Here is a 26,591-nt window from a genome sequence, read left to right on the forward strand (position 1 = left end):
GACCGGTACCTCCGCGTGCGTCAGCTGCTTCTCGCTTCATCCCTCGCCCTGGCCTCCGTCGTCGCCGGAACCGCGTTCGCAAAATCGCCCGAGCCGTCGGCGCCCAGTCCGGCCGCACAGGCGGACGTGCAGCGCTCACCCGCCGCCAATGAAGCGGTGCAGGTGGTCGATACCTTCCTGACCGCACTGGCCGGCGGACGGCTCGAAGCCGCGCGCCAGTTGATGACGCCAGACGCGATGGTGCTTGCCAACGGCCACGTGCTCGGCGATCGGGACACTTACATCAACGGCGCGGCGAAAGGCGATGCGGTCGCGCTCGGCACCGTCGAGCACAAACTGCTACGCCGCGACGTCAAGGCCGGCGCCAACCTCGGCTGGGTCGTGAGCGAAAGCAGCCTGCGTTATCCGAACAACGCTTCGGCGGTCGAAGTGATGACCGAAACCATGCTGCTCACCCGGACGGCCGATGGCTGGAAGATCACGCACATCCACTGGTCCGGCCGACACGCTGGCTGATTCCATCCGGGACGGTGAAGGTATGCGGCGATATCGCTTGAGCGCAGCGACTGCGGACGGTGGTCCTGCGGCACTGGGCCACCAGATCAGGCTTCGGATCGATCCCATGGCAGGCGCTCTGGGTCGGGTGAAAACCCCTTTCGGACAGTCGGGTAAGCTGCGGCTGCGCGGTGCCCCCGTCCGACAAGCCGTCATGTCCGACTCCGAGATCACCCTCAAGATCACGCCGCCGCGCCTCCCGCGCGGGGCGGTGGAGCGCGAGCGGCTGATGGAGTTCTGGGACGACGTCCACGAACGCACCGCCATCCAGCTGGTCGCGCCCGCCGGCTTCGGCAAGACCACGGTGCTGCTGCAGTGGCGGCGCCGCTGGCTGGAACACGGTGCCGTCGTGGCCTGGGTGGGCTGCGATGCCGAGGACGATCCGGCCCGCTTCGTCACGGCGCTGAGCCGATCGGTGCACAGCGCGAGCGGTCGGCTCGGGCCGGGCTCCACCCGCTCCGGCATCGCGGCGCTGACCGACCTGCTGTCGGAGATCGCCCAGCGCGGCGCGCAGACGGTCATCGTCATCGACGAAGCCGAGCGCCTACCGGCGGCGACCGTGCGCACTTGCGTGCAGTACCTGCTGTTGAACGCACCGGCAAACCTCAGCGTGGCCATCGGCTCGCGCGCGGCGTTGCCGCTGCGCGTCGCCGAACTGGCGGCAAAGGGCAATCTCGCGACGCTGTCCACCGACGATCTGCGGCTGCGTTTCGAGGAGTCGCTCTCGATCCTGGAGAAAAGCCTCGGCCCCAAGCTGACGCTTGACGAGCGAGCGCTGCTGCACGAAGCCACAGAGGGTTGGCCGATCGGCCTGCAACTGGCGATCGCAATGGCCGAGCACGACGCGGATCCAGGTGCGGCCGTGCGTTCGCTGTCGGCGCGGCGCGGCCACCTGCAGGACTACTTCGTTGAATCGCTGCTCTCGCGCCTGCCTGCATCGACGGTGGCGTTGTTGACGCGCATCGCCATCCTCGACGATGTCAACGCCGAGCTGTGCGAGCTGGTGAGCGGCCAACCTGACGGCGACGCGCAACTGCAGCAGATCATCGGCGAGACGCCGATCGTGATCGTCGGCGAGGATACGGACTGGGTCCGTCTGCACCCGCTGGCGCGCGACTTCCTGCTCAGCCGGTTCGAGCAACTGCCGCGGCACGAACAATCGGAACTGCATGCGCGCGTGTCGCACTGGTATGCCAGGCACGAGCGGTTCCACGAAGCTGCCCGGCACGCGCTGGCGGCGGGCGATGACCTGCTGTCCCAGACCTACGCGTCGCGATCGCTGTGGACGCTGGGCACGCAGGGCAAGATTGCCGAGGCGAGGGAATGGCTGGAGCGGATCCCCGCGGCCATGCTTGCGCGCGATTCCGGACTGAAGCTGGGGGCGGCGTTCGTACTCGCGGCGACCGACCGCAACGCCGACGCCCTGCCGATCGCGCGCGAGGTCATCGACGATCCCGCCGCGTCGCCGGCGTCCCGTGTCGAGGCGTCGCGGGTTGCGGCCGGCGCCACCATCTATGCCGACCATCTCGGCCTGCTCCCGGAGTTGCTGGCGCGTTGGCTGCCGATGCTGCCCGAGCACGGCGAGCCGCTCTACGCCGTTTCAAGCCTCAACGCGCGTGCGATGGCGGCCTTGCATGCCGGCGACACCCGCACGCTGCGCGAACTGTTGGACCAGGCCGAGCATCACGGCGAAACGGGCTCGTTGCGGCTGGCTGCCGGGCTCGGTCGCATGCTGCGCGCAATGAGTCACCTGTGGGATGGCAACCCCGAGCTGGCCGCCGCCACCTTGCGCCACGTCGTCGCGCAGTCGGAACAGGAGAGCGGGCGTCGCAGCATGGTCGCGTCGCTACAGGCCTCCGTGCTGGCCGCCGCGCTGTTGCGCGTCGGGCGCCCGGGCGAGGCGCTGTCGCTGCTCGCGAACCGGCTCGACGTCATCGAGCAGTGGGGCGCGCCCGACAACATCCTGCTGGCCTACCAGACGCTCGCGCGGAGCGCCCTGGGCGAAGGCGACGAGCGGCGGGCGCTGCAGGTGCTGGAAGAGATGGATGCTTTGGCCGAGCGCCGGCAACTGCCGCGCCTGCGCATCCACAGTCTCGCCGACCGCATCCGCATCCACGCGCCGCACAATGCCCGGGAAACCATCAGCGCGCTGACGAAGGCGCTCGACGAGACCGTGGCCGAGATGCAGCGCGACGAACTTCGTCCGCTGCTTCCGGAGTGCCAGCTCGCGGCCGCGATCGCCAAGGCCGATGCCGCGCTGGCACGTCATGCCGTGGACGAAGCCGAACGCCTGCTCGATGCCGGCGATGCGCTGGCGACTTCGCTGCGTCGCCACGGCGACACGCGATCGATCATGACGCTGCGTTCGGTAGTCGCATGGAAACGCGGAGACGAGACGGCCAAGCCATTGCTGAAGGAAGCCATTCACCTGGCCACCGTGGCCGGCGATGCCTGGCTGCTGGTCCATGCCCATCCGCTGGCGTTGGACATGGCCAAGGATTGGGAGGCGGGCGTCGTCGTCGCTGAACCGAAACCCGCTCGTGCATCAAAGCTCGCGGCGGGTCCGCGGCCTGCGGTGGAAAGACCGCTGCTGGTGCGCAACGGCGTGCTGACGTCGAAGGAATCCGAGGTGCTGGGCCTGCTGGCCAGGGGGCTGTCGAACAAGGCGATCGCGCGCATCCTCGATGTCAGCGGCGAGACCGTCAAATGGCATCTCAAGAACCTGTTCCAGAAACTGTCGGCCACCACCCGCAAGCATGCGGTGGACCGGGCGCGCCTGCTGGGGTTGCTGCAGGAGGGATGAGGCGGCCCGGACGGGCTTCTGCCTCCCGGGAATGCCGGGCTGGACGGATGCTTTTCAAATCAACGGGTTGTGGGTCGCGCAGGGCCTGCTACGCATGCCGCGGCGCGCTCCCGGCGTTGACTTGACTGCGTCCAGCCACAACTATTGTCTGGTGTTCCGGCCACCCGGCCGGAGTCAGAACAAAGGTGGCCCGCGGCAAAACCGCCGGTCGAGCGTGCGACATGAGCACTACCATTCTCCACCGCTGAACGCCGACGACGCCCCTGAATGACGGCGCCGCGGCGCCGTTTTTGTTTCTGGCCCTGTGCCACACCTTCATCGCAAGCGCGCAACGCGCGCCCGCCATATCGCAGCAGACCATGATCGCCATTACGCTCCCCGACGGCAGCCGCCGCGAATTCGAACAACCCGTATCCGTCGCCGAGATCGCCGCCTCGATCGGCGCCGGCCTGGCCAAGGCCGCGCTGGCCGGCAAGGTCGACGGCAAACTCGTCGACACCACCTACCGCATCGCCAACGACGCCTCGCTCGAGATCGTCACCGAGAAGCACCCCGACGCCCTCGACGTGCTGCGCCACTCCACCGCGCACCTGCTGGCCCAGGCCGTGCAGCGCCTGTTCCCGGGCGCGCAGGTCACCATCGGCCCGGTCATCGACAACGGCTTCTACTACGACTTCGCCTACGAGCGCCCGTTCACGCCGGAAGACCTGCCGGCGATCGAGGCGGAGATGCAGAAGATCGTCAAGGAATCGCTGCCCGTTTCGCGCAGCGTGAAGTCGCGCGACGACGCAGTCGCGTTCTTCCGCGGCATGGGCGAGGAATACAAGGCCGAGATCATCGAGTCGATTCCCGCCAACGAAGAGCTGTCGCTGTACTCGCAGGGCGAGTTCATCGACCTGTGCCGCGGCCCGCACGTGCCGGGCACCGACAAGCTGCGCGCGTTCAAGCTGATGAAGGTCGCCGGCGCCTACTGGCGCGGCGATTCCAACAACCAGATGCTCAGCCGCATCTACGGCACCGCCTGGCTCAACGACAAGGACCTCAAGGCCTATCTGACCCAGCTGGAAGAGGCCGAGAAGCGCGACCACCGCAAGATCGCCAAGCAGCAGGACCTGTTCCACCTGCAGGAAGAAGCGCCGGGCCTGATCTTCTGGCACCCCAAGGGCTGGTCGATCTGGCAGGTGGTCGAGCAGTACATGCGCAAGGTCTACCGCGACAGCGGCTACCAGGAAGTGCGCTGCCCGCAGATCCTCGACGTGTCGCTGTGGAAGAAGTCCGGCCACTGGGACAACTACCAGGAGAACATGTTCTTCACCGAGTCGGAAAAGCGCACCTACGCGATCAAGCCGATGAACTGCCCGGGCCACGTGCAGGTGTTCAACCACGGCCTGCACAGTTACCGCGACCTGCCGATCCGCTACGGCGAGTTCGGCGCATGCCATCGCAACGAGCCGTCCGGCGCGCTGCACGGCATCCTGCGCGTGCGCGGCTTCACCCAGGACGACGGACACGTCTTCTGCACCGAAGACCAGATCGAGTCCGAAGTGACGGCGTTCCACCGCCAGGCCATGGCGGTTTACGAGACGTTCGGCTTCTCCGACGTGCAGCTGAAGATCGCGCTGCGTCCGGAGCCCCGGCTGGGCGATGACGCCACCTGGGACAAGGCCGAGGACGCGCTGCGTTCGGCCCTGCGTGCGGCCGGCGTGGAGTGGCAGGAGCTTCCGGGCGAGGGCGCCTTCTACGGCCCCAAGATCGAATACCACCTGCGCGACGCCATCGGCCGGACCTGGCAGCTGGGCACCATGCAGGTCGATTTCATGATGCCGGGGCGCCTGGGCGCCGAGTACGTGGACGAGCACAGCCAGCGCCGCCACCCGGTGATGCTGCACCGGGCCATCGTCGGCTCGATGGAGCGCTTCATCGGCATCCTGATCGAGCACCATGCGGGCCAGTTCCCGTCCTGGCTGGCCCCGATCCAGGCCGTGGTCATGAACATCACCGACGCCCAGGCCGATTATGTCGCCGAGGTCCGGAAATCCCTTGCAAATCAAGGGTTCCGGGTCGATGCCGATTTGCGGAACGAAAAGATCGGCTATAAGATTCGCGAGCACACGCTGCAGCGCGTGCCATACCTGCTGGTGGTCGGAGACCGCGAGAAGGAAAATGGCCACGTCGCCGTGCGCACGCGAGGAGGGGAGGACCTGGGGACGATGACCGTCGCCGAGTTCGCCTCGCGTTTGCGCAGTGAGGGCGTACAGTAACGCCCGCAGCGTGTCAGGTCCGGTCGCGCCCCCGCGACCGGTACGACCCCCACCGGAGATTGCAACATCAGTACCCCCGAAAAGCCGAACCGAAAGAACCAGGAAATCCGCGTCCCGCGCGTGCGTGTCATCGGCAGCGATGGCGAGATGATCGGCGTGCTGACGCGCGACGAAGCGCTGCGCATGGCCGAGGAGGAGGCCCTGGATCTGGTCGAAATCCAGCCCAACGCCGATCCGCCGGTCTGCAAGATCATGGACTTCGGCAAGTTCCGCTTCGAGCAGCAGAAAAAGGCCAACGAGGCCAAGAAGAAGACGAAGCAGGTCGAGATCAAGGAACTCAAGTTCCGTCCGGTCACCGACGAAGGCGACTACCAGATCAAGCTGCGCAACATGCGCCGGTTCCTGGAAGAGGGCGACAAGGTCAAGGTCAACATCCGGTTCCGTGGCCGCGAGATGAGCCATCAGGAGCTCGGTCGCGAAATGGCGGCCCGGATCGAGGCGGACTTGGGCGACGACATCGTGATCGAGTCGCGGCCGCGCCTGGAAGGCCGCCAGATGGTCATGATGATCGCGCCGAAGAAGAAGTAACCCGCGCGATATCCCCTCTCCCGCCTGCGGGAGAGGGCTGGGGTGAGGGGGCGCCGGAAGGCGCCTTCTTTGCTTTGGAAGCCCTGGCCTGTCTACGCGGGCGGGGATGGGGCGGTCAAAAGCCCCTGATTTTCAAAGGAAAGATTGCAACGCCCGTCACGAGCCCGCATAATACGCGGCCCGGTTCGCCGGGTTTGCAGTTGTTGTATCAGGAACCTGTCTTGATTCTTTAAAGATCAAAGACTTACAAGCCGGCAAGGGCAGGACGGAAAGAGTGGCGACAGCCACCGCCCAGGCCAGTCACGAAATCCGAAAGGACATCGCAATGCCCAAGATCAAGACCAATCGGGCGGCGGCCAAGCGCTTCCGGAAGACCGCTTCCGGCAAGTACAAGTGCGGCCACGCCAACAAGAGCCACATCCTCACCAAGAAGGCGACCAAGCGGAAGCGCAACCTGCGGCAGACGAACCATGTTCGTGCCGAGGACGCGGGCCGTCTGGACCGCATGCTTCCGTATTTGTGAGGAGACTGAAAAATGGCACGAGTTAAGCGTGGTGTTACGGCGCGTCGCCGTCACAAGAAAATCCTGAAGCAGGCCAAGGGCTACTATCACGCCCGTCGCAAGGTCTTCCGCGTCGCCAAGCAGGCGGTGACGAAGGCCCTGCAGTACGCCTACATCGGTCGCAAGCAGAAGAAGCGCAATTTCCGTTCGCTGTGGATCACCCGCATCAATGCGGCGGCCCGCATCAACGGCATGAGCTACAGCCGTTTCATGAACGGCCTGCTGAAGGCCGGCATCACCCTCGACCGCAAGGTGCTGGCGGACATCGCCGTGCACGACGCGCAGGGTTTTGCGGCGCTGGCAGAGAAGGCGAAGAGCGCGCTCGCGGCGTAAGTTGGTCGGTCCACGCCTCCCGATTCGTCGGGAGCAGCGCGGAGCGCACAATGCAGTACACGCATGGGGAAGGGCGCAAGTCCTTCCCCATGTTCGTTTTTGGGTCGTGGTTTATTGCCGTCGTTCCCGCGAAGGCGGGAATCCAGTGTCTTCGTAGCGTGGGGCCTCGGTCATACGGTCGGAGCAGCGGCAAAGCCACTGGATCCCCGCCTGCGCGGGGACGACGAAAGTGGTGGTCTGGGAGACTCGCCGGTTTATGAGTGGAATCGAATCACTGACGCAACAGGCATTGACCGACATCGCCGCGGCGGACTCGCCGGATGCGATCGAAGCCCTGCGCGTAGCGCTGCTCGGCAAGAACGGCAGTGTCACCGCCCAGCTCAAGCAGCTCGGCGCATTGCCGCCCGAACAGCGCAAGGCCGCCGGCGAAGCGATCAACACGGCGCGCGATGCGCTCGCCGCGGCGCTCACCGAGCGCAAGGTCGCACTCGACGATGCCGCGCTCGATGCGCGCCTGGCCGGCGAAACCGTCGACATCACCCTGCCGGGCATCAATGCCTCGCGCGGCGGCCTGCATCCGGTCAGCCGCACGCTCGAGCGCATCGCCGACATCTTCGGACGCCTGGGCTTCGAACTCTCCGATGGCCCCGAGATCGAAGACGACTGGCACAACTTCGAGGCGTTGAACTTCCCGCCGCACCATCCGGCGCGGGCAATGCACGACACCTTCTACTTCGGCGACGGACGCCTGCTGCGCACGCACACCTCGGGCGTGCAGGTGCGCTACATGGCCGACCACCAGCCACCGCTGCGCATGATCGCCGCCGGCAAGGTCTATCGCAGCGACAGCGACCAGACGCATACGCCGATGTTCCACCAGGTCGAGGGCCTGCTGGTCGACGAACACGCAAGCTTCGCCGACCTCAAGGGCACGCTGGCCGAATTCGTCCGCGCGTTCTTCGAGCGCGACTTCGAGATGCGCTTCCGCCCGAGCTATTTCCCCTTCACCGAGCCCTCGGCCGAGGTCGACATCGCCTGGCAGCAGCCCGACGGTTCGACGCGCTGGCTGGAAGTGCTGGGTTGCGGCATGGTCCATCCGAACGTGCTGCGCAACGTCGGCATCGATCCGGAGAAGTACACCGGCTATGCCTTCGGCCTGGGTGTCGAGCGTTTCGCGATGTTGCGCTACGGCGTGGACGACCTGCGCAGCTTCTTCGAGAACGACGTGCGCTTCCTGCGCCAGTTCGCATAGGGCGGGCCTGGGCCCGTCACCCTTGAAAGCTTGATGGCGGACTTCGGCCCGCCCTACGGACAACCGGTGGGCCACGGCCCGCCCTACGGGTAACAAGACATGAAGTTCTCCGAAAACTGGCTGCGCCAGCACGTTCCGACCAACGCCACGCGCGATGAACTCGCCGCGACGCTGACCGCGATCGGCCTGGAAGTCGAGGACGTGGCCGAGCTGGGCGAGTCGCTGGATGGCGTCGTCGTTGCGCAGATCCTCAGCGCGGAAAAGCACCCGGAAGCCGATCGCCTGCAGGTATGTCAGGTCGACACCGGCAACGGCACGGTGCAGATCGTCTGCGGCGCGCCGAACGCGCGCGCGGGCCTGAAAGCGCCGCTGGCGACCGTGGGTGCGAACCTGCCCGGCGGCATCGCGATCAAGGCTGCGAAGCTGCGCGGCGTCGAGTCCTTCGGAATGCTGTGCTCGGCCAAGGAGCTGGGCGTGGATCCGGATGCGTCCGGCCTGCTGGAACTGCCGGCCGATGCACCCGTTGGCGCGCCGCTTGCACACTACCTGGGTCTTCCCGACGCCACCATCGAGATCAAGCTCACCCCCAACCGCGCCGACTGCTTCAGCGTGCGTGGCATTGCCTACGACGTGGCCGCCGCGGCGGGTGGCGAGGTGGCCGCGTTCGAAGTCGCGCCGGTTGCGCCGCAATCGCAGGCGCGCCTGGCGGTGGAGCTTCACGCGGGCGCCGACGCGCCGCGCTATTGCGGTCGGGTGATCGAGGGCGTCGACGCTTCGGTGCCGACGCCGGTGTGGATGGCCGAGCGCCTGCGCCGCAGCGGCATCCGCCCGGTGTCGCTGCTGGTCGATGTCACCCAGTACGTCATGCTCGAACTCGGCCAGCCGATGCACGCGTTCGATCGCGACATGCTCAAGGGGCCGGTAGGCGTGCGTCGTGCCCGCGCTGGCGAAAGCGTGAAACTGCTCGACGGCCGCGATGTCGTGCTCGACGGCCAATTCCTGGCCATCACCGATGCAGACCGCGTGGTCGCGCTGGCCGGCATCATGGGTGGCTTCGACACGCGCGTGACCGACACGACGAAGAACGTCTTCCTGGAAGCCGCGCACTTCGCGCCGTCCGCCATCATCGGCCGCGGCCGCAAGCTGGGTCTGCATACCGATGCCGCCCACCGATTCGAACGCGGTGTCGCGCCGGTACTGCCCGCCACCGCGATCGAATACGCGACCCGCCTGATCATCGACATTGCCGGCGGCGTGCCGGGACAGGTCGTCGAAGCGGCGCTGCCCGAACATCTGCAGCAGCCGCATCCGATCCTGTTGCGCCGCGCGCGCCTGGCCCGGGTGCTTGGCCTGCAGATTACCGACGAGCAGGTCGGTCGCATCCTGCATGGCCTTGGCCTGTCCGTGGAGAACGTAGCCGAAGGCTGGCGCGTCGTGCCGCCAAGCCGTCGCTTCGATCTGGCGATCGAGGAGGATCTGATCGAAGAAGTGGCGCGCATCCATGGTTACGACGCCATCCCGACCACATTGCCGGGAGGGGCCTCGCGCCTGGTTGCGCCGAGCGAGACCCGCATCGACGAAGCCGCCGTGCGCCGTCAACTGGCGGCACGCGATTACCTGGAGGCGGTGAACTACGCCTTCGTCGATGCGCAACTGCTTGAGGCCTGGAATCTCGACGCCGGTGGCGTGCCGCTGGCCAACCCGCTCAGCGCCGAACTCGGCGTGATGCGCACGGCGCTGCTGCCGGGGTTGGTGGCCGCGCTGGGTCGCAACGCGGCACGTCAGCAGGCGCGGGTCCGTTTGTTCGAGCTGGGCCGGGTGTTCGCCGCCAACGGCAACGAGGCGCCGCTCGAGACCCGTCGCATCGCGGGCGCCGCCATTGGTTCCCCCCAGGCGGAGCAGTGGAGCGTGCCGTCCCGGGGCCTGGGCTTCCATGACCTCAAGGGCGACCTGGACAGCCTCGCCGCGCTGGCCGGGGCCGAGCTCGAATACCGCGCCTCGCAGCCGGCCTGGGCGCACCCCGGCCGTTCGGCCGACGTGTACCGGGACGGAGTTCGCCTGGGTTGGATCGGCCAGTTGCATCCGCGCCTGCAGCGCACCTTGGACCTGGACGCCGAAGTGATCGCCTTCGAACTCGATTTCGGCCCCCTGTTCAGTCGGACCGTCGCCCAGGCAACCCACCTTTCCAAGTACCCGTCCGTCCGACGCGACTTGGCGTTCGTCGTCGCGGAAAAGGTCAGCTGGGCCGAGGTTTCCGCGGCCGTTCGGTCCGCCGCAGGCCCGGCCCTGCGCGATCTGGTGTTGTTCGACCGCTACCAGGGCAAGGGCGTGGAACCGGGATTCAAAAGTCTCGCTATGGGCTTGATTCTGCAGGATGAAACGCGCACCCTGACTGACCGCGACGTGGACGCGGCGGTGGCCTCGGTGACCGAGGCGCTGCAGCGCAGCCACGGCGCCGTGATCCGCGGTTGAGGTAGGGCGGTTGAGGCTGGGAAGGAGAGCAGATGGCACTGACCAAGGCTGAAATGGCGGAACGCCTGTTCGACGAAGTCGGGCTGAACAAGCGCGAAGCGAAGGAGTTCGTCGATTCGTTCTTCGACGCCCTGCGCGAGGCACTCGAGCACGGTCGGCAGGTCAAACTGTCGGGCTTCGGCAATTTCGACCTGCGTCGCAAGAACCAGCGTCCCGGCCGCAACCCGAAAACGGGCGAAGAGATCCCGATCTCGGCGCGGACCGTGGTGACCTTCCGCCCCGGCCAGAAGTTGAAGGAACGCGTGGAAGCCTACGTCGGAGGTGAGCATGCTTGATCCGGGCAGCAATCGAGAACTTCCGCCGATCCCGGCCAAGCGCTACTTCACCATCGGCGAGGTCAGCGAGCTGTGCGACGTCAAGCCGCACGTGCTGCGCTACTGGGAGACCGAGTTTCCGACGCTCAATCCGGTCAAGCGCCGCGGCAACCGCCGCTACTACCAGCGCCACGAAGTGCTGATGGTCCGGCAGATCCGCGGCCTGCTGTACGAACAGGGCTATACCATCGGTGGCGCGCGCCTGCGCCTGGAAGGCGAGGCGGCCAAGGACGAGTCCGCGCTGAGCTCGCAGATCATCAAGCAGGTGCGCATGGAGCTGGAAGAAGTCCTGCACCTGCTGCGTCGTTGAACCGCTCCAGTCTTTTCAACGGAGATCCGCCGACGCATGGCGGGATCCGGCGTTAAACCGCTATACTTCACGCCCGCCTGAGGGCGGACATCGCACACGTCGGGGCGTAGCGCAGCCTGGTAGCGCATCTGCCTGGGGGGCAGAGGGTCGTCGGTTCAAATCCGGCCGTCCCGACCATCTAATCAACGATTAGGTGAAGTGCGAAAGACTTCCGAGCCGATCTCCTTAGCGCCGCCTGGCGCCGCTCACTCTCTCTGCGCGGGCGAGGCAGCCTCATCATCAGAATCCTGCGGTCCGTCACAGACGGTTAATTACCGTTCGTCGAATCCACCGGTTGTCCACAGGGTTATCCCGATTGCCCACAGGGTTATCCGTCGCGCAGTCAGGTAGACGCGCGTAGCGTCGATGACGTGACAGGGGCCTTTGCCGGGGGGTATCAATGAGTCGGAGCAGCATCCAGTACAGACATGCGATGGAGCGCTACGTTTCGCTTGCGAATCCGCAGGAGATAGCAGACCTGATCGATGACTATCTGTTAGCACGCAACTACAGTCTCACCGAACAGAGCCGCGAACTTGTCCGGAACGTCCTCGTTCCGTTCCGGTCGCATCCGCCGATGCTGCGGGCGGACCTGATCGCGTTCCTCGACACGATGGTGGCGCCGGCCCGTTGAAACCGGGCGGCGTTGCGTTGCGCCGCGTCGAGGGCGTTGATATGCGGACCGGTAACGGTCCGCTTTTTTTTGTGTGTGTTTGGGAACCGGACACCACCGTGGCAGTCTGATCGTCTAACCGATCGAAGCAGCAAGGACGTCCATGCGCCGAGTTCTTTTGGTTTCCTGCCTGACCTTCATGGCCATTTCCCGAGCGTTCGCGCAGGAGCAGCCGCCTTCCGAGGCGCCGATCCGCGATCTCGACACCGTCGTCGTCAGCGGCGTGCAGCCGGGGCCGGGGATGTGGAAGGTCTCGAAGGGTGATCATGCGCTGTGGGTTCTCGGCACGATATCGCCGCTGCCCAAGCGCATGGAATGGGAGGCGCGCGATGTCGAGGCGGTGATCGCGCAGGCGCAGGAATACATCGAATCGCCGGGAGTGAGGATCGATGCCGACGTGGGTTTCTTCCAGCGCCTGACCCTGCTGCCCAAGGCCTTTGCTGCGCGCAAGAATCCGGACGGCCAGACGCTGCAGCAGGTGGTGCCGGCGGACATGTACGCTCGCTGGCTGGTGCTCAAGCGCAAGTACATGGGCAATGACGCCGGAGTCGAACAATGGCGCCCCATGTTCGCGGCGATGGAGTTGTACCAGGAGGCGATCGAAGACACCGGCCTGAAACAGAGTGGCGTGGTCGCGCCTGTGATCGATCGCGCGGTCAGGCGGTACAAGGTCAGCAAGACTTCACCGCTGGTAACGATCGCCATTTCCGACCCGAAGGTGGCCCTGACGGAGTTCCGCGAGTCGAGGCTGGACGACCTGGATTGCTTTGGTAAGACCCTGCAGCGGCTGGAGTCCGACCTGGGCACGATGCGTGAGCGCGCCAACGCCTGGGCGATAGGTGACCTGGAAGCCTTGCGCGCGCTCCCCTACAGCGACCAGAACGAGGCTTGCCTGCGCGCCGCCGCACAGGCCGGCGTGTTGCGCAAACGCGCTGGTGACATCGAGGCGCAGGTGGAGGCACGCTGGCTGGGAACCGCTGAAAAAGCGCTGGCCAACAATGCCGTCACCTTCGCCGTGCTGCCCATGCGGGAGTTGCTCAAGCCGGACGGTTACATCGCCAAGCTACAGGCCAGGGGCTACACGGTGGAGGCGCCCTAACGCGGTCGTGCGCGGCAGGCGCCATCGCGAGATCACCCTGGCGGCATCACACGGCGCGCTTCAGCGCCCAGTACACAGCCTTGGCCCGGGAGTAGATCGGCGAATCGCCCGCTACCGACGACCGGAAGAAATCGATCGCCTTCATCTCCATCCTGTGGCGCCAGAACTCCATCGGGTCGCGCTGGCGATACGCCTCGAAATACTCGTCGAGTTCCTCGCGCGTATTCGCCTCGGCCTGGTCCGAGTAGCGCGCGACGTAGGGCGTGAAGTCCGGATAGAGCCCGGAGCGCGGCCAGGTGCCAATCAACGTGGTCTTCATGAAATTGCCAATCAGTAGATCGTCGAAGATCCGGTACTCGACTGCGGTCATGAGCGAGTTGCGCGGCACATCGAAGCGCAGGCTACGGTCGTGGCCTCGCCCGAGCGGGATCTCGAAATCGTTTGCGCCGACGCGCAGCACGACCGAATCGAGCCAGGTCGCCAGATGTTCGACACGCTGGAAGTAAGCGCGGCATTGGATCTGGTCGTCGGCACTAAGCACGTCGCCCCAGTCGTCGCCGAATTCGATGGGCGCGAACACGCGGCCGTCGTTCGGCCTCGGGTCGATGGGATAGTGTTCGTCGTTCTCGCAGTTCCAGCGCGTGAAGGCGGGTAGCAGTTCCACAGTCTTCGATTCGAAGCCGGTGGCGAAGTCCGAGATGGGCGTGGTGTATTCATGGGCCCACAGGGAATCTGCACGTTGGTACTTGTGCATCGTCGAGAACGGGATGTAGTGAGTGACACCGTAACTCTCGGCGCTTTGCTTGACCATCCGTCCGACCGGAAGCTTCAGTCCAGCCTTGGGGACGATGAAGCTTCCATCCTCCCGGTAGTAGTTGATCATGTCCGCATCGCCGTAGCCGATCAATGCGAGCAGGAAGCTCTTGTCGAACTCCTTGATCACTCGCCGGACATGGCGGCCCCAGCCGCGGTCGATTGCGTCGTTGGTGTTGACCAGCAGGCGCCCGCCGACGTCGATCAGCAGGATCGCGTCCTGGTAGTAATCGGACAGGCATTGCACGCGCACGTGCGGCGACAACGTGACCCATTCCTTCTGCGGCAGCACCTTCACCGTGTGGCCCATGCGCTCCAGGTCATCGTGGATCCGCTGCCCGCGATGGTCGGGCAGCAGGATGGTGCGGCCGAGGAACAGTGGCAGCGATTCCGGATTGAGATGGTCGGGATGACCGTGCGAGAACCAGACGAAGGGCGCCTGCCTCGCCGCCTGCATCTGCGCCGGCGGGATCTCATGGCTGAGCGTCCAGCTTCCGAAATAGCTCGATCCTTCTATCCACGGATCGGTGGCGAGCAACGGCATGCCCTGGTCATAGACCAGGATGGTGGCGTTGCCGATGGTTTCGAATCCGCACCGAAAGGGTGCCGGTGTGCCCACAGCTCAATCTCCTGCATCAGGAACTGCTGGACCGCGCCCTTCGCGGTGTACTCAGCATCCCGCTCTACAGTGTGGCTTGACGCGACTCGTTGCGCTGAACGGCCACGGTGCATCGATGGGTGTCACCCGGAATTTTTCAGAGCGCAGCGCTTCGTGGCTTGGTATTTGCCAGATCGGGCCAACGCTGCATCACGGCTTCGCGGATGCCGGCGACGTCGAGGCCCGCTTCCTCGAGCAGTTGTTCGCGGCTGGCGTGATGCTGGAATGCATCGGGCAGGCCAAGGTGCAGGACCGGCAGCGTAATGCCTTCGGATGCGAGCAGTTCGGCAACGCCGGAACCCGCGCCGCCAGCGACCACGTTGTCCTCGATCGTCACGAAGACGTCGTGGCTGTTGGCGAGTTCGAGGATCATCGCGCGGTCGAGCGGCTTCACAAAGCGCATGTTGACCACGGTCAGGCCGAGTTCCTTGCCGACCTTTTCCGCGGCCGCCACGACCGCGCCGAAGGCGAGCAGGACGATGCCGCGGCCGCGACTGCGCAACTCCGCCTTGCCGATCGGCAGCGTGTCCAGCGTTGTCTGCACGGCCACGCCGGGGCCGGTGCCGCGCGGGTAGCGCACCGCTGCCGGGCCGGCGTATTGGAAGCCGGTGCTGAGCATCTGCCTGCATTCGTTCTCGTCGGCCGGCGCCATCACCACCATGTTCGGTACGCACCGCAGGTAGCTCAGGTCGAGGTTGCCGGCGTGGGTGGCGCCGTCCGGACCCACCACGCCGCCGCGGTCGATCGCGAACAGCACATCGAGGTTCTGGATGGCGACGTCGTGCACCAGTTGGTCGTAGCCGCGCTGCAGGAACGTCGAGTAGATCGCCACCACCGGCTTGGTGCCTTCGCAGGCCATTCCGGCGGCGAGGGTGACGGCGTGCTGCTCGGCGATGGCGACATCGAAATAACGCTGTGGGTATTCCCTGCTGAAACGCACCAGGCCGGAGCCTTCGCGCATCGCGGGGGTGATTCCCATCAGCTTGTCGTCCGCAGCGGCCATGTCGCACAGCCACTCACCGAAGACGTCGGTGTAGGTCGGTTTCTTTGCGCCGGGCTTGCTGACCATGCCCTGGGCCGGGTCGAACGGACTCACGGCGTGGTAGCCGATCTGGTCGCCCTCGGCGAGTTCGTAGCCCTTGCCCTTGGTGGTGATGATGTGGAGCAGCTGCGGGCCCTTGAGTCCCTTGAGCGTCTTCAGCGCGCCCATCAGCGCTTCCATGTCGTGGCCGTCGATCGGGCCGGTGTAGTGGAAGCCCAGTTCCTCGAAGAACGTGGAGGGCACGAACATGCCCTTCCAGTGTTCTTCCCAACGCTTCACGAACCGGGCCGGAGCGCCGTGCTTGTCGCCCAGCAGTTTCTTGCCGCCTTCGCGGATCGCGTTGAGCGTGCGGCTGCCGGTCAGGCGACCGAGCATGCGCGTGACCCCGCCGACGTTCTCCGAGATCGACATCTGGTTGTCGTTGAGGATGACCAGCAGGTTCGGCTCGATGCCGCCCGGCTCGTCGCCCATGCCGCCGGCGTGGGCGAGCGCCTCGAAGGCCATGCCACCGGTGATCGCGCCATCGCCGATCACTGCCACGACCTTGCGTTCGTCGCCCATCCGCTGCAGCGCGATGGCCATGCCCAGCGCCGCGGAGATCGACGTGGACGAATGCCCCACCCCGAAGGTGTCGTACTCGGACTCCTCGCGCTTGGGGAACGGCGCAACGCCGTCCCTCTGCTTGACAGTGTGGATCGTGTCGCGCCGCCCGGTGAGAATCTTGTGCGGGTAGCACTGATGGCCCACGTCCCAGACCAGACGGTCGACCGGCGTCTCGTACAGCCAGTGCAGGGCGACGGTCAGCTCGATGACGCCCAGCCCTGCGCCGAAATGGCCGCCGACCCTGGCGACCTGTTCGATCAAGTAGGCGCGCAGTTCGTCGGCGATCGCGGTCAGTTCCTCTTCCGGGAACTGGCGCAGGTCGGCGGGAACTTCGATGCGGGAGAGACGCGGGTAGCGCTGCTGATCGATCATTACGACGGGATCTGGCGATTAGCCGCCAATTGTCCCGCCGTAGCCGCGCCCCGGCAAGGCGCGGCTGCGCAGGCGACCGCGCTCAGCGGCCGCGCAGGCGACCGAACAGGCCGCTGGGCTTGGGCGGATCGGTTTCGGGCTCGGGTTCGCGGAAAGGCTCGGCGAACCCCGTCGCCAGGTTGGCATTGACGAAATCCGTGGCCTCTTCGAGGGTCACGCCGCTGGCCTCGGCGATCTCCGGCAGTGTCGCCGGGCCCTTCATCATCGCCGTGGCGACGCGGAAGTGCTTGGGGAACTCGCGTTCGGTCTGCGGCCATTTGAGCAACTGATAGCGCGCGGCCGCATCGAAGCCCGACGCCAGGCGGCCACGGTCCGCCAGCAGGGCGCCGAACCAGAGCAGGCGGCTCAACGGCTGGGCGGTGCCCAGCGCTGCGACCTGTCGGTCCCAATCCGTCGAATCCACCGCAACGAACGACTCTTCGCCGAGTGTGGTTTGGAGGATGCCGGCCAGCGGCTTGAGCAACGCCGGACCGTGATACTGACGGCGCGTCGTATCGATGAGCAGCACCTGGGAGTCGCGCTCCAGCCGGACGCGGTCCGCCAGGGTTCCGGCTATCAGCCAGTCCACGAGCGTGCGCGCGGCCGGGGCCGACGGCGCGGGCGCCTGTGCCGCAGCAACCGGCGACTGGGCCGCAGGTTCGACGGCGGGCGTGGCCAGGTTCGCGGACGGGGCGACTGCCAACGATTCCACCGTGGCCGACGGAGTACTGGTCGGGGCTGTGGCCTCTTCAACAGAAGCGGCCTCGGCCGACGTCGTGGCCTCGACAACGGGCATCGGCTCGGGCGTCTCGACGACGGCGGGGGTCGAAACGCGCACCTCCGGGGTGCCCGAGTCGAGCTGCTGCAGCAGCGCCCTGAGTTCGTTGCCACCGAAGGGCTTGCCCAGCCGGTACTCGGTCTGGACCCGCGATGCGGAAGTCAGGCCGATCACGGTCTTGCCAGCACCATGCAGGCGCAGCCAGCTCATCGGGCCGTACATGCTGTCCATGTCGACCACGACATAGTCGGCTACTGCATCAGGAAGCAGTTGCCAATGGCCTCCGACTTGGGCGTTGGCGTCAGCGAAGGCCGCCTGCAGTGCTGACTCCGTAACCGGATCCATCCCGGTGAGACCCAAAGTGGGGCGCATTCGTCGCGTCCAAATATTTGCAAAGGTCCGCCGAGTGTTGCGGACAACCCCACCGCCGTCAACGCGCTGCCGAGGGGGGCAGGGCACCGTGGATGTCTATGGCGCCGAAGGACCCCACTCTTGGCGGTCAGGTCACCAGTCGCGATTTCTGTGGCAGTTGGCTGCGCAGGAAGGTCATCTGGTCGGCCAGGATGTTGCGGTTGCTCAGGATCAGGTGTTCGACCCAGCTTGGCCGGTAAGGGACCGCCAACAGCGGCATGCTGGCCTGCTGCGGGGTCCGGTTGCCCTTGCGCGAATTGCAGTGGAAGCAGGCGGCGACGACATTCTCCCAAAGATCGCGGCCGCCCTTGGAGACCGGCATGACATGGTCGCGGGTCAGCTGCGGGCGGTGGAACTCGTTACCGCAGTACAGGCACAGATAGCCATCGCGTGCGAACAGCGCGGCATTGGTCAAGGCTGGCGTCGGATCCCACGAGTGTGCGTGCGCATGACCACGTGCGGCGACGATCGGATGCAGCGAGATGGTGCTCTGCTGGCCGGTGCGCCGGCAGGTGCCGCCATGAACCTCCAAACAAGGGTCGCCCAACGTCCAGGCAACCGCATCGCGAACGTACAGGCAAGTGGCTTCTTGCCAACTGATCCAGTCCAAGGCGCGGCCGTGCGCATCGAGCGACAACAGGCGCACCGCATTGAGTCGCGAGACCGGGTTTGGGCTGTTATTGCCGGAGACATCGAAAGTGGCCGGGCCAGGCTGAATCGAATCAGCAAGGGTGCCGGCTTGGACCAGGCGAAGCTTCGCTCTATCGGTCTCCATCGGGTATTCAGCTTATACCCGAAAGATGACGATTTGCACACGGGGCAGGCGGACGCAGGTTGCCGACTCGCTGCGACCACAGTCTGTCTTGGATATTTCGACTGGAGGTTTCAGCCAGTCAGGCTCGATTTCACCGTGACCGCGCGCACAACTTGCAGCTGTCGAAACCAGCCCCGCTTCATCGGAGCGGGGCATGGCTCGCGCACGGGCATCAGAACGCGTCGGCTTCCAGTGTGGTCAGCGTATCGGCGCCACTGGCGACGGCAGCGGCGTGAGCCAGCGTCCGCGGCAGGATCCGCCCGTAGTAGAAGCGCGCGGTTTCACGCTTGCCGGCCTTGAAATCGGCTGGCTGCGAAGAGGCCTCGCTGGCCGCCACGCTGCGCGCCCACCAGTAGGCGAGCACGACGTAGCCCGAATACATGAGGTAGTCGTACGACGCAGCACCGATCTCGTCGGGATTGGCAGCGGCCCGCTTGCCGACCTGCACGGTCATCTGCTGCCATTGTGCGGCTTTCTCGCGCAGCGGGCCGATGAATTCGGCAACCGCGGCATTGCCCGCTTGTTCCTCGCAGAATTTTTCCACCTGGGCCAGGAACACCTTCAGGCCCGCGCCCTGCATCTGCAAGACCTTGCGACCCAGCAGGTCGAGCGCCTGGATGCCAGTGGTCCCCTCGTACAGCGTGGTGATGCGCGCATCGCGGGCCAACTGCTCCATGCCGTGCTCGGCGATGTATCCGTGACCACCGAAGCACTGCAGTGCGTTGTACGTGCACTCCACGCCCCATTCCGTCAGGCAGGCCTTGACGATCGGCGTGAGGAAGCCGAGCAGGGCATCGGCCTGTTCGCGCTCTGCGGTGTCGGCCCCATGCGTGGCGATGTCGACCTGCAGGGCGGCGTCGTAACCCATGAGCCGTCCGCCTTCGACCAGTGCCTTGCACGTCAGCAGCATGCGGCGCACGTCGGGATGGACGATGATCGGATCGGCCGGCTTGTCGGGGAACTTCGGGCCCGACAGCGCGCGCATCTGCAAGCGCTCGCGCGAGTAGCGCAGCGCGTTCTGCAGCGCACGATCGGACACGCCCAGTCCCTGCAGGCCCACCGCAAGCCGCGCGGTGTTCATCATGACGAACATCGCCATCAGGCCCTTGTTCGGTTGCCCGACCAAATAGCCCTGCGCGCCATCGAAGTTCATCACGCACGTGGCCGAGCCGTGGATGCCCATCTTGTGTTCCAGGCTGCCGCAGCGAACGGCGTTGGCTTCGCCCATGTTGCCTTCACGATCGACGCGGCGCTTGGGCACGACAAACAGCGAGATGCCCTTGCTTCCGGCGGGCGCGTCCGGCAGGCGTGCCAGCACCAGGTGGACGATGTTGTCGGTGAAGTCGTGCTCGCCGGCGGTAATGAAGATCTTGGTGCCGGCGATGGCGTAGCTGCCGTCGGCCTGCGGTTCGGCGCGGGTCTTGAGCAGGCCGAGGTCAGTGCCGCAATGCGGCTCTGTCAGGCACATCGTGCCGGTCCAGCGGCCTTCGATCAGCGGCTTGAGGAACGCTTCCTGCTGCCATGCCTCGCCGTAGTGCAGCAGGGCTTCGGTGGCGCCATGCGAGAGCAGGGGGAAGTTGCCCCACGACAGGTTGGCCGCGTCGATCATTTCCTTCAGCGGAACGCCTGCCGCGTGCGGCATGCCCTGGCCGCCGAACTCGACCGGGGACGTCAGTCCGGCCCAGCCGCCGTCCACGTACTGCGCATAGGCCTGCTTGAAGCCGGCGGGCGTGGTGACCGCGCCGGTATCGCGATCGAGCTTGCAGCCCTCACGGTCGCCCACCGCATTCAGTGGCGCCAGCACGGTGCCGGTGAAGCGCGCGGCTTCGTCCAGCACGGCATCGAGCACGTCACGCGTCGCTTCTGCATAGCCCAGGCGCTGGAACACGGATTCCGCACCTAGCACGTCGAACAGGGCGAAACGCATGTCGGCAAGGGGGGCTTGGTAGGTGCTCATGATGGATCTCGATTACTCAAGTGGCGGGTGCTGGGCAGGATGTCCATCAAACGCTTGTTTGGTTTTTGGGTCAAGTGTTCGGGGGGGGCGGGCCTGGCGGAGAAATGGGGGGCTGGCGCCTAGCGCAGGACGCCCGGGAGACCCGGTGCGGGGCTCAGGGCGCTGGTGCGCTTGATATCGAAACTGCGCTGCTTGGCTTCGTCGGGGGTGACATCGATTCGACCTTCCAGCGAGTAGGCGATGCTGCGCCCCCCGGCGAGGGCGTCGGCTACGGCGAACTTGGCGGCAGCGGCGGGCTTGAGGTCGATGGTGACCACGTCCGCCGACTCCGGTCCGATCGAGATCGCCGGCTGCGCCAGCAGGTGCCCGGCGAGTTCGTCGCCGAATTGGAGGGTCAGGTCGAGGGAATCGAAGCGCATCGGGATGCTGCTGAAGTTCTCTATGCGAACTTCCGCCGACCAGCTGCCGTCGGCGCGGACGCTCAGCTGCTGGAGTCGGGCAGAGGGTTCGGATACACGGCGTACCGGTCCGCTTGTACAGGCGGCCAACAGCAGACCCACCACCAGCATTGCTCCCAAGGCCCGCCCCAATCCCCACATCGCCTTCATGCCGCAGCCACTCCGTCACGATCCGAAAAACGAGAATACACCGGGGTAGGGGCAACGAGCGCGACGCTCCGACGGGTCGGAGGGCATCGCTGTCGCTGACGACTGGATGGAAGTGGCGGTTTGCGCAAACGCGGTCCTCAGCATCTCGTCCAGCGCGATGCAAATAATCGGGTGATCATCTGCGATGAGGATTCGCATGGATCCCTCTCGGTGCGGCGGCATCCCGCACGTTGCGTTCTTCGGATCGGTACGACGTCGCAACGATATCGCAGCCGCGCAACGGCGCGGTCGGGTTCGCGTCCGCCTGCATGCGGAGCGTCGTGATCTGCGGGGGGTCACCGCCTGGATTGCGTTCTGCGCAGTTGGCCCGAGACGCCAGCATTTGCCATGCGATTGGGCCGGATGCAAGCCCGCCGCAGGCACGAATTCCGCGTTCCGGATGCTTGCCAGTTCCGCTCGATGCCCGTATCATCGCGCACCTCACACGGCCTGCCGTGATGCGGCCGGGTAGCTCAGTTGGTAGAGCAGGGGATTGAAAATCCCCGTGTCGGGGGTTCGATTCCCTCCCCGGCCACCATTTGCGGTGGACTTTGAGTACAGGCGAAGGGTTGCGCGAAGGCGCAGCCCTTTTGCGTTTCTTGGCATGCCGTTGTCCTTACGTTCGCTGAACACGTTCGGCGGGGATAATTCGCGAGGCAACGGCGAGCGCATCATGGACTTGAACCCGCCAGCGCCAGGCCGGAATCCACCAGCGTCCGGTTGGCGAGGAGTCCGACGATGAAGATCCTCCTGTTCGCGATCAGCCTCCTGTTCGCTTTCTCCGCCTGTGCCAGCGATCCGAAGATGCGCGAAGCCGACCGGCTCGAGTTGTACCGCGCCAACGCCGGCGCCTCGGTCGAAAACTTCCAGTATTTCGGACGCCTGGACGGCTGGACGCCGCTAGGCGAGAACGCCGTGGCGATATGGACCCGCCCCAGCGAGGCCTATCTGCTGGAACTCAACGGCACCTGCCCGGAGCTGGACTTTGCCCAGGCCATCACCGTGACCAACCAGTTCGGCCGGGTCTACCGGCGTTTCGACAAGGTGATCGTGGTGGGGCGCGGCGCCGACCAGATTCCCTGCTGGATCGAGGACATTCGTCCGGTCAACGTCAAGGCGCTGAAACAGGCCGAGCAGGAGAAGCGTGCGGCCGATACGGCTGCACGTGAAAGCTGATCACTGTCCCTTACGCGATTGCCCCAACGGGCCGCGTCAGTCCTCCGGCGGAACGTAGCCGGCGGGTTTTGCCGCGTCGCGGCTGAAGAGGAACTTCTGCATCTCGCCTTCGAGGAAGGCACGATGCTTGGGATCGAGCGGCGAGAGACGGTTCTCGTTGATCAGCATGGTCTGGTGTGCCAGCCACGCCGCCCAGGCCGTCTTGCCGATGTGGGCGAAGATGCGCTTGCCCAGTTCGCCCGGCCACGGCACGAAGTCCAGGCCTTCGGTTTCGCGTTGCTCGTATTCGCAGTAGATGGTGCGCGGCATGTTTCAGGATTCCGGTATGCACGATTCCAGCGGGAGGCTGGCTTCCAGGAGCTTGCGAATCGGGGCGGGGATGCCCAGCGTGGCCAGCTCCTCGCGGGCGACCCAGCGCAGGTCGTCATTGTCGCCGATACGGTTGCGCAATGACGCGCCGCGCCAGCGCAGTGGTTGCAACTGCAGCTTGTAATGGCTGAAGGCGTGCGCGACAGGTGCAAGCGCCTGCGCGCGCGAACGCTCGCCGGTCAGATGGGCGTCGAACCACTGCATCGCCAGGGCTTCATCTTCCGTCTGCGGCAGCGTCCACAGCGATGCCCAGATGCCGGTAGGCGGGCGACGTTGCAGCAGGATGCGACCGTCTGCGTCTTCCGCCCAGAGCACATGCGCGTATTTCTGTGGCGGGGTCTTGCCGGGCTTGGCAGTCGGAAGTTCTGTGGTACGTCCTTCGCGGCGCGCCACGCAATCCTGTTGCAACGGACACAGCACGCATGCGGGATCGCTGCGCGTGCATAGCGTCGCGCCAAGATCCATCTGCGCCTGGGTGTAATCCGCCATGCGCGCATCGGGCAGGTCCGGATTTGCGACGTGCTCGTCGGCCAGCTTCCACAGACGCTTCTCCACCACGGGAAGCCCCGGCCATCCGTCGATCCCGTGATAGCGGCTGAGCACGCGCTTGACGTTGCCGTCGAGGATGGCGAAGCGGTCGCACCAGGCCTGCGAGAGGATCGCGGCAGCCGTGCTGCGGCCGATGCCGGGCAGGGCGGTCAGCGCATCGATGTCGCGGGGCAGGTCGCTGCCGTGTCGTTCGACGCAGAGCTTGGCGGCAGCGTGGAGATTGCGTGCACGGGCGTAGTAGCCCAGCCCGGACCACAGGGCGAGCACGTCGTCGAGCGGCGCCCGTGCCAGGTCGCAAAGCGTCGGCAGTGCCGCGACGAAACGCTCGAAATAAGGTGCAGCGGTCTTGACCTGCGTCTGCTGCAGCATGATCTCCGACAGCCATACGCGGTACGGCGTGCGCGGGTGCTGCCAGGGCAGGTCGTGGCGGCCGCTGACGTCGAACCAGGCCAGCAGGCGTGTAGCGAAGGTGTCGGTCATGGTGAGGTCGGTGCGTCGTCGCCGAACTGGATTTCGATGCCTTCCAGCACTACGCCGGCGATTTCGATCCGCGGCGAGGCGAGGCGGCCGTCCAGCGGCGGCAGCGGTGAGCCCTGCGCGCCGGCGTCAATCCAGTTCAGCATCTGCGGCAGGCGAAAACGGCCGTCGAAGGCGGTGCCGTCGCGATGAAGTTGCAGCGAGGTGACCGCCGACAGATCGGCTTGTCCGCGGTACATGAGTTGGAAGGGAAGGGACGATGTCGATTGCCCGATCGGCGCTGGCAACGCCGGCCAGGATTCGGGCCATTGCGCGATGTCGCCGTCGAGTTGCATGGCCAGGGCGTCGCCGAGCTCGAAGCCGCCACGGGCGTCCAGCGTTGGAATCAAACCGTGTCCCCGCACAGCCAGGCCGAGCGGCGCGATGTCGAGATCGCCTTCGTGCATGCGCAGTCGGCCGGCCAGGCCGAGTACGAACGGTTGGTCGGCATCGCCATTGCGGTAATGCGCATCGGCAGCCACGCGCAGACGGTCCAGGCCGACGCCGTCGTCGCCGCTGTGCAGGCGGCCGGACAGCGTGGTGTCCGTTGCGAGCGTCCACGGCTTGGATTGGATCGAGATGTCGCCTGAAAGACCGACACCGGCGCCCGCAGCGGGCCGTGTCATCGCAGCATCGAGGTCGAATGGAACACGCACTTCGCCGCTGATGAGGCGTCCGCGCAACTGCGCCTTAGCCGGTTGTTGCGGATGCAGGTCAGGCAGATCGAGATCGATGGCTTCGACCGACCAGCCGTCGCCCGTCACGCGTCCGCGCACCATGTGCAGACCATCGGTGAGCGTGGGGATGCGCGTTTTCGATGGCGGGCGCGTCGCCAGCCAGCGCTGCAGCGCGGCAATATCCACCTGTGGCGCATCCAGTTCGATGCGCGTGATCGTCAGGTCGGCGCCACGGGCGCGCACGGTCGACCAGGGAAGCTCCAGCCTGATGCGCTCGGCGCGCAGCAGCGGCGTGCTGGCACCGGGCTGGCGCGCGACGACGTCGCGAATGGCAAGCATCGGCGTACCGCGCAGGCGGTACTCGCTGGCTCCGCGCGCCGTGATCTCAAGTCCGAGCGCATGGCCAACCTGGCGCAGGATCAGCCCCGCGATCTGGCTGGGTTGCGATACCCAGCGCAATGCCAGCAGCAACAACAGCACGATGACCGCGATTGCGATCCACACCACCGGGCGGCGGGAGCGTGGGCGTTCCTGTTGGCGGGTCTCCGGCGCGGGCATGCGCGGGCGATCGGTGGCGCTAGGCGCCGAGCGACTCGGGCAGCAACGCGTCCACGAACGCCTCGGCGTCGAACACGCGCAGGTCCTCCGGACGTTCGCCGATGCCGGCGTAGCGGATCGGAATGCCGAACTCGCGCGCCAACGCGAACACCACGCCGCCCTTGGCTGTGCCGTCGAGCTTGGTCACCACCAGCCCGGTCACGCCGACCGCTGCATGGAACTGGCGCAGCTGCGACAGCGCGTTCTGGCCGGTGGTGCCGTCGATCACCATCAATACTTCGTGCGGGGCGCCGGCGTCGAGCTTCTGGATCACGCGCTTGATCTTGCCCAGCTCGGCCATCAGGCCCTGCTGAGTGTGCAGGCGGCCGGCGGTGTCGGCGATCAGCACCTGGGTGCCGCGTGCCCTGGCCGCCTGCAGCGCGTCGAAGGCAACCGAAGCTGCGTCCGCGTTCTGGCCCTGCGCCACGACCGGCACGCCATTGCGGTCGCCCCAGGCCTGCAACTGGGCCACCGCGGCGGCGCGGAAGGTGTCGCCGGCGGCGAGCATCAGAGGGCGGTTCTCGTCCTTGAAGCGTTTGGCGAGCTTGCCGATGGTGGTGGTTTTGCCTACGCCGTTGACGCCGACGGTCAGCAGCACGAAGGGCTTGGCCTCGGTGTCGATTTGCAGTGGCTGCGCCACCGGCCGCAGCATCGCCAGCAGGTCGGCGCGCAATGCGGCGAGCAGCGCACGCGCGTCGGCGAACTCGCGCGCCTTCATGCGCTTGCGCAGCGATTCGATCAGCTGCGTGGTGGCGGTGATGCCGACGTCGGCGGTGATCAGCGCGGTCTCGATCTCGTCGAGCAGGTCGTCGTCCAGGCGCGGATGGCGCGAGAACAGGCCGTTGAAGCTGCGCGCGAAGGTGCTGCCGCGCAGGCGTTCGCGCCAGCCGGACTTGCCCGGGGCGGCGGGCGCCTCGGAGGCGGTTGGCGGTGCCGGTTCGGGCGCGACGTACGGCGCCTGGGAAGGCGCCTGCTGCACCGGCTCAACGTCGAGCGCCGCGGCGATCACTTCGGCGGGAACCGGCTCCAGGCTTTCCGCCCGAAGGTCCGGGCTGTCGGTTGGACGATCGGCTGGACTATCGATTGGACCGTCGATTGCACGATCGGCTGGCAGGTCGTGCGATCCGGCGTCGGGGAATGCCGCGGCCAATTCCTCGATTCGGGAGTCCTGCTCGCTGGAGCCGGACTTTGCCGCATCGGTTGGGGTCTGGGGTTTCTTGCGGCGGAAAAAACTGAGCATCGAAGGCGAATC

At 66.1% G+C, this 26,591-nt stretch carries 23 protein-coding genes and 2 tRNA genes; 15 read left to right on the forward strand and 10 right to left on the reverse strand.

The window, feature by feature from the left end; translation table 11 throughout:
* Nucleotides 1–15: 15 nt before the first annotated feature.
* The 13 genes from J2X06_RS05560 to J2X06_RS05620 all read left to right on the forward strand — a co-directional run bounded on the left by J2X06_RS05560 (nucleotide 16) and on the right by J2X06_RS05620 (nucleotide 13,321).
* Nucleotides 16–516 carry a nuclear transport factor 2 family protein gene (locus tag J2X06_RS05560; protein ID WP_310059333.1) on the forward strand — a complete coding sequence of 167 codons (501 nt, stop codon included), beginning with the start codon at nucleotides 16–18 and terminating at the stop codon, nucleotides 514–516.
* 193 nt (nucleotides 517–709) lie between these two features.
* Nucleotides 710–3,358 carry a LuxR C-terminal-related transcriptional regulator gene (locus J2X06_RS05565; RefSeq protein WP_310059336.1) on the forward strand — a complete coding sequence of 883 codons (2,649 nt, stop codon included), beginning with the start codon at nucleotides 710–712 and terminating at the stop codon, nucleotides 3,356–3,358.
* A 359-nt stretch (nucleotides 3,359–3,717) separates the two neighbouring features.
* The gene (gene thrS, locus J2X06_RS05570; protein ID WP_310059339.1) at nucleotides 3,718–5,619 is read left to right on the forward strand and encodes a threonine--tRNA ligase; all 1,902 of its coding nucleotides are present in this window, start codon (nucleotides 3,718–3,720) and stop codon (nucleotides 5,617–5,619) included.
* 66 nt (nucleotides 5,620–5,685) lie between these two features.
* A complete protein-coding gene (gene infC / locus J2X06_RS05575; RefSeq protein ID WP_310061264.1) occupies nucleotides 5,686–6,207 on the forward strand; it encodes a translation initiation factor IF-3 in 522 nt (173 codons plus the stop codon).
* 325 nt (nucleotides 6,208–6,532) lie between these two features.
* The gene (rpmI, locus tag J2X06_RS05580) at nucleotides 6,533–6,730 is read left to right on the forward strand and encodes a 50S ribosomal protein L35 (RefSeq protein ID WP_027083463.1); all 198 of its coding nucleotides are present in this window, start codon (nucleotides 6,533–6,535) and stop codon (nucleotides 6,728–6,730) included.
* A 12-nt stretch (nucleotides 6,731–6,742) separates the two neighbouring features.
* A complete protein-coding gene (gene rplT / locus J2X06_RS05585) occupies nucleotides 6,743–7,102 on the forward strand; it encodes a 50S ribosomal protein L20 (protein WP_194929360.1) in 360 nt (119 codons plus the stop codon).
* Nucleotides 7,103–7,358: 256 nt separating this feature from the next.
* Nucleotides 7,359–8,354 carry a phenylalanine--tRNA ligase subunit alpha gene (pheS, locus tag J2X06_RS05590; RefSeq protein WP_310059405.1) on the forward strand — a complete coding sequence of 332 codons (996 nt, stop codon included), beginning with the start codon at nucleotides 7,359–7,361 and terminating at the stop codon, nucleotides 8,352–8,354.
* A 99-nt stretch (nucleotides 8,355–8,453) separates the two neighbouring features.
* The gene (gene pheT / locus J2X06_RS05595) at nucleotides 8,454–10,826 is read left to right on the forward strand and encodes a phenylalanine--tRNA ligase subunit beta (RefSeq protein ID WP_310059408.1); all 2,373 of its coding nucleotides are present in this window, start codon (nucleotides 8,454–8,456) and stop codon (nucleotides 10,824–10,826) included.
* Nucleotides 10,827–10,858: 32 nt separating this feature from the next.
* Nucleotides 10,859–11,161, forward strand: a complete 303-nt coding sequence (locus tag J2X06_RS05600; RefSeq protein WP_194929363.1) for an integration host factor subunit alpha — start codon at nucleotides 10,859–10,861, stop codon at nucleotides 11,159–11,161.
* On the forward strand, nucleotides 11,154–11,510 hold the full coding sequence (locus J2X06_RS05605; protein ID WP_194929364.1) for a MerR family transcriptional regulator: 357 nt from the start codon (nucleotides 11,154–11,156) through the stop codon (nucleotides 11,508–11,510). The genes J2X06_RS05600 and J2X06_RS05605 overlap by 8 nt, the downstream gene beginning before the upstream one ends.
* A gap of 100 nt (nucleotides 11,511–11,610) precedes the next feature.
* A tRNA-Pro gene (locus J2X06_RS05610) sits at nucleotides 11,611–11,687 on the forward strand.
* 295 nt (nucleotides 11,688–11,982) lie between these two features.
* On the forward strand, nucleotides 11,983–12,183 hold the full coding sequence (locus tag J2X06_RS05615; protein WP_310059417.1) for a hypothetical protein: 201 nt from the start codon (nucleotides 11,983–11,985) through the stop codon (nucleotides 12,181–12,183).
* A 142-nt stretch (nucleotides 12,184–12,325) separates the two neighbouring features.
* Nucleotides 12,326–13,321: a TraB/GumN family protein gene (locus J2X06_RS05620; protein ID WP_430539501.1), complete on the forward strand. Its 996-nt coding sequence runs from the start codon at nucleotides 12,326–12,328 to the stop codon at nucleotides 13,319–13,321.
* A 46-nt stretch (nucleotides 13,322–13,367) separates the two neighbouring features.
* On the opposite strand, the gene J2X06_RS05625 is transcribed toward J2X06_RS05620, so the two are convergent.
* From J2X06_RS05625 to J2X06_RS05650, 6 genes are all read right to left on the reverse strand, one after another.
* A complete protein-coding gene (locus J2X06_RS05625) occupies nucleotides 13,368–14,753 on the reverse strand; it encodes a hypothetical protein (RefSeq protein WP_310059421.1) in 1,386 nt (461 codons plus the stop codon).
* Between the two features lie 136 nt (nucleotides 14,754–14,889).
* Nucleotides 14,890–16,809: a 1-deoxy-D-xylulose-5-phosphate synthase gene (gene dxs / locus J2X06_RS05630; RefSeq protein ID WP_310059422.1), complete on the reverse strand. Its 1,920-nt coding sequence runs from the start codon at nucleotides 16,807–16,809 to the stop codon at nucleotides 14,890–14,892.
* Between the two features lie 82 nt (nucleotides 16,810–16,891).
* Nucleotides 16,892–17,998 carry a hypothetical protein gene (locus J2X06_RS05635; RefSeq protein WP_310059423.1) on the reverse strand — a complete coding sequence of 369 codons (1,107 nt, stop codon included), beginning with the start codon at nucleotides 17,996–17,998 and terminating at the stop codon, nucleotides 16,892–16,894.
* A gap of 127 nt (nucleotides 17,999–18,125) precedes the next feature.
* A complete protein-coding gene (locus J2X06_RS05640; RefSeq protein ID WP_310059424.1) occupies nucleotides 18,126–18,812 on the reverse strand; it encodes an HNH endonuclease in 687 nt (228 codons plus the stop codon).
* Nucleotides 18,813–19,023: 211 nt separating this feature from the next.
* A complete protein-coding gene (locus J2X06_RS05645; protein WP_310059426.1) occupies nucleotides 19,024–20,808 on the reverse strand; it encodes an acyl-CoA dehydrogenase C-terminal domain-containing protein in 1,785 nt (594 codons plus the stop codon).
* 119 nt (nucleotides 20,809–20,927) lie between these two features.
* Nucleotides 20,928–21,407 carry an LEA type 2 family protein gene (locus tag J2X06_RS05650; protein WP_310061267.1) on the reverse strand — a complete coding sequence of 160 codons (480 nt, stop codon included), beginning with the start codon at nucleotides 21,405–21,407 and terminating at the stop codon, nucleotides 20,928–20,930.
* A 510-nt stretch (nucleotides 21,408–21,917) separates the two neighbouring features.
* On the opposite strand from J2X06_RS05650, the gene J2X06_RS05655 reads away from it, so the two are divergent.
* Nucleotides 21,918–21,993: transfer RNA gene (locus J2X06_RS05655), tRNA-Phe, on the forward strand.
* A 200-nt stretch (nucleotides 21,994–22,193) separates the two neighbouring features.
* On the forward strand, nucleotides 22,194–22,631 hold the full coding sequence (locus tag J2X06_RS05660) for a DUF6491 family protein (protein ID WP_310059429.1): 438 nt from the start codon (nucleotides 22,194–22,196) through the stop codon (nucleotides 22,629–22,631).
* A 36-nt stretch (nucleotides 22,632–22,667) separates the two neighbouring features.
* Here J2X06_RS05660 and J2X06_RS05665 read toward each other — a convergent pair whose 3' ends face one another.
* Genes J2X06_RS05665 through ftsY form a run of 4 tightly spaced genes read right to left on the reverse strand, consistent with a single transcriptional unit; the run spans nucleotide 22,668 to nucleotide 26,579 of the window.
* On the reverse strand, nucleotides 22,668–22,940 hold the full coding sequence (locus J2X06_RS05665) for an oxidative damage protection protein (protein ID WP_310059433.1): 273 nt from the start codon (nucleotides 22,938–22,940) through the stop codon (nucleotides 22,668–22,670).
* Nucleotides 22,941–22,943: 3 nt separating this feature from the next.
* Nucleotides 22,944–24,029 (reverse strand): A/G-specific adenine glycosylase, encoded by a 1,086-nt coding sequence (gene mutY, locus J2X06_RS05670; RefSeq protein ID WP_310059435.1) that lies wholly within the window; start codon nucleotides 24,027–24,029, stop codon nucleotides 22,944–22,946.
* Nucleotides 24,026–25,300 (reverse strand): hypothetical protein, encoded by a 1,275-nt coding sequence (locus tag J2X06_RS05675; RefSeq protein ID WP_310059436.1) that lies wholly within the window; start codon nucleotides 25,298–25,300, stop codon nucleotides 24,026–24,028. Before J2X06_RS05675 ends, mutY begins: the two co-directional genes overlap by 4 nt.
* A gap of 19 nt (nucleotides 25,301–25,319) precedes the next feature.
* Nucleotides 25,320–26,579 carry a signal recognition particle-docking protein FtsY gene (gene ftsY, locus J2X06_RS05680; protein ID WP_310059438.1) on the reverse strand — a complete coding sequence of 420 codons (1,260 nt, stop codon included), beginning with the start codon at nucleotides 26,577–26,579 and terminating at the stop codon, nucleotides 25,320–25,322.
* Nucleotides 26,580–26,591 lie beyond the last annotated feature (12 nt).

It is taken from the genome of Lysobacter niastensis, assembly GCF_031457115.1.
Lineage (GTDB): Bacteria > Pseudomonadota > Gammaproteobacteria > Xanthomonadales > Xanthomonadaceae > Lysobacter_J > Lysobacter_J niastensis_A.

What these genes read in the sequence shown, in the direction of transcription:
- J2X06_RS05565 (WP_310059336.1), top strand. Translation starts at nt 710, where the DNA reads ATGTCCGACTCCGAGATCACCCTCAAGATCACGCCGCCGCGCCTCCCG.
- thrS (WP_310059339.1), top strand. Translation starts at nt 3,718, where the DNA reads ATGATCGCCATTACGCTCCCCGACGGCAGCCGCCGCGAATTCGAACAA.
- rpmI (WP_027083463.1), top strand. Translation starts at nt 6,533, where the DNA reads ATGCCCAAGATCAAGACCAATCGGGCGGCGGCCAAGCGCTTCCGGAAG.
- rplT (WP_194929360.1), top strand. Translation starts at nt 6,743, where the DNA reads ATGGCACGAGTTAAGCGTGGTGTTACGGCGCGTCGCCGTCACAAGAAA.
- pheS (WP_310059405.1), top strand. Translation starts at nt 7,359, where the DNA reads ATGAGTGGAATCGAATCACTGACGCAACAGGCATTGACCGACATCGCC.
- pheT (WP_310059408.1), top strand. Translation starts at nt 8,454, where the DNA reads ATGAAGTTCTCCGAAAACTGGCTGCGCCAGCACGTTCCGACCAACGCC.
- J2X06_RS05600 (WP_194929363.1), top strand. Translation starts at nt 10,859, where the DNA reads ATGGCACTGACCAAGGCTGAAATGGCGGAACGCCTGTTCGACGAAGTC.
- J2X06_RS05605 (WP_194929364.1), top strand. Translation starts at nt 11,154, where the DNA reads ATGCTTGATCCGGGCAGCAATCGAGAACTTCCGCCGATCCCGGCCAAG.
- J2X06_RS05615 (WP_310059417.1), top strand. Translation starts at nt 11,983, where the DNA reads ATGGAGCGCTACGTTTCGCTTGCGAATCCGCAGGAGATAGCAGACCTG.
- J2X06_RS05620 (WP_430539501.1), top strand. Translation starts at nt 12,326, where the DNA reads ATGCGCCGAGTTCTTTTGGTTTCCTGCCTGACCTTCATGGCCATTTCC.
- dxs (WP_310059422.1), bottom strand. Translation starts at nt 16,809, where the DNA reads ATGATCGATCAGCAGCGCTACCCGCGTCTCTCCCGCATCGAAGTTCCC.
- J2X06_RS05635 (WP_310059423.1), bottom strand. Translation starts at nt 17,998, where the DNA reads ATGCGCCCCACTTTGGGTCTCACCGGGATGGATCCGGTTACGGAGTCA.
- J2X06_RS05640 (WP_310059424.1), bottom strand. Translation starts at nt 18,812, where the DNA reads ATGGAGACCGATAGAGCGAAGCTTCGCCTGGTCCAAGCCGGCACCCTT.
- J2X06_RS05645 (WP_310059426.1), bottom strand. Translation starts at nt 20,808, where the DNA reads ATGAGCACCTACCAAGCCCCCCTTGCCGACATGCGTTTCGCCCTGTTC.
- J2X06_RS05650 (WP_310061267.1), bottom strand. Translation starts at nt 21,407, where the DNA reads ATGTGGGGATTGGGGCGGGCCTTGGGAGCAATGCTGGTGGTGGGTCTG.
- J2X06_RS05660 (WP_310059429.1), top strand. Translation starts at nt 22,194, where the DNA reads ATGAAGATCCTCCTGTTCGCGATCAGCCTCCTGTTCGCTTTCTCCGCC.
- J2X06_RS05665 (WP_310059433.1), bottom strand. Translation starts at nt 22,940, where the DNA reads ATGCCGCGCACCATCTACTGCGAATACGAGCAACGCGAAACCGAAGGC.
- mutY (WP_310059435.1), bottom strand. Translation starts at nt 24,029, where the DNA reads ATGACCGACACCTTCGCTACACGCCTGCTGGCCTGGTTCGACGTCAGC.
- J2X06_RS05675 (WP_310059436.1), bottom strand. Translation starts at nt 25,300, where the DNA reads ATGCCCGCGCCGGAGACCCGCCAACAGGAACGCCCACGCTCCCGCCGC.
- ftsY (WP_310059438.1), bottom strand. Translation starts at nt 26,579, where the DNA reads ATGCTCAGTTTTTTCCGCCGCAAGAAACCCCAGACCCCAACCGATGCG.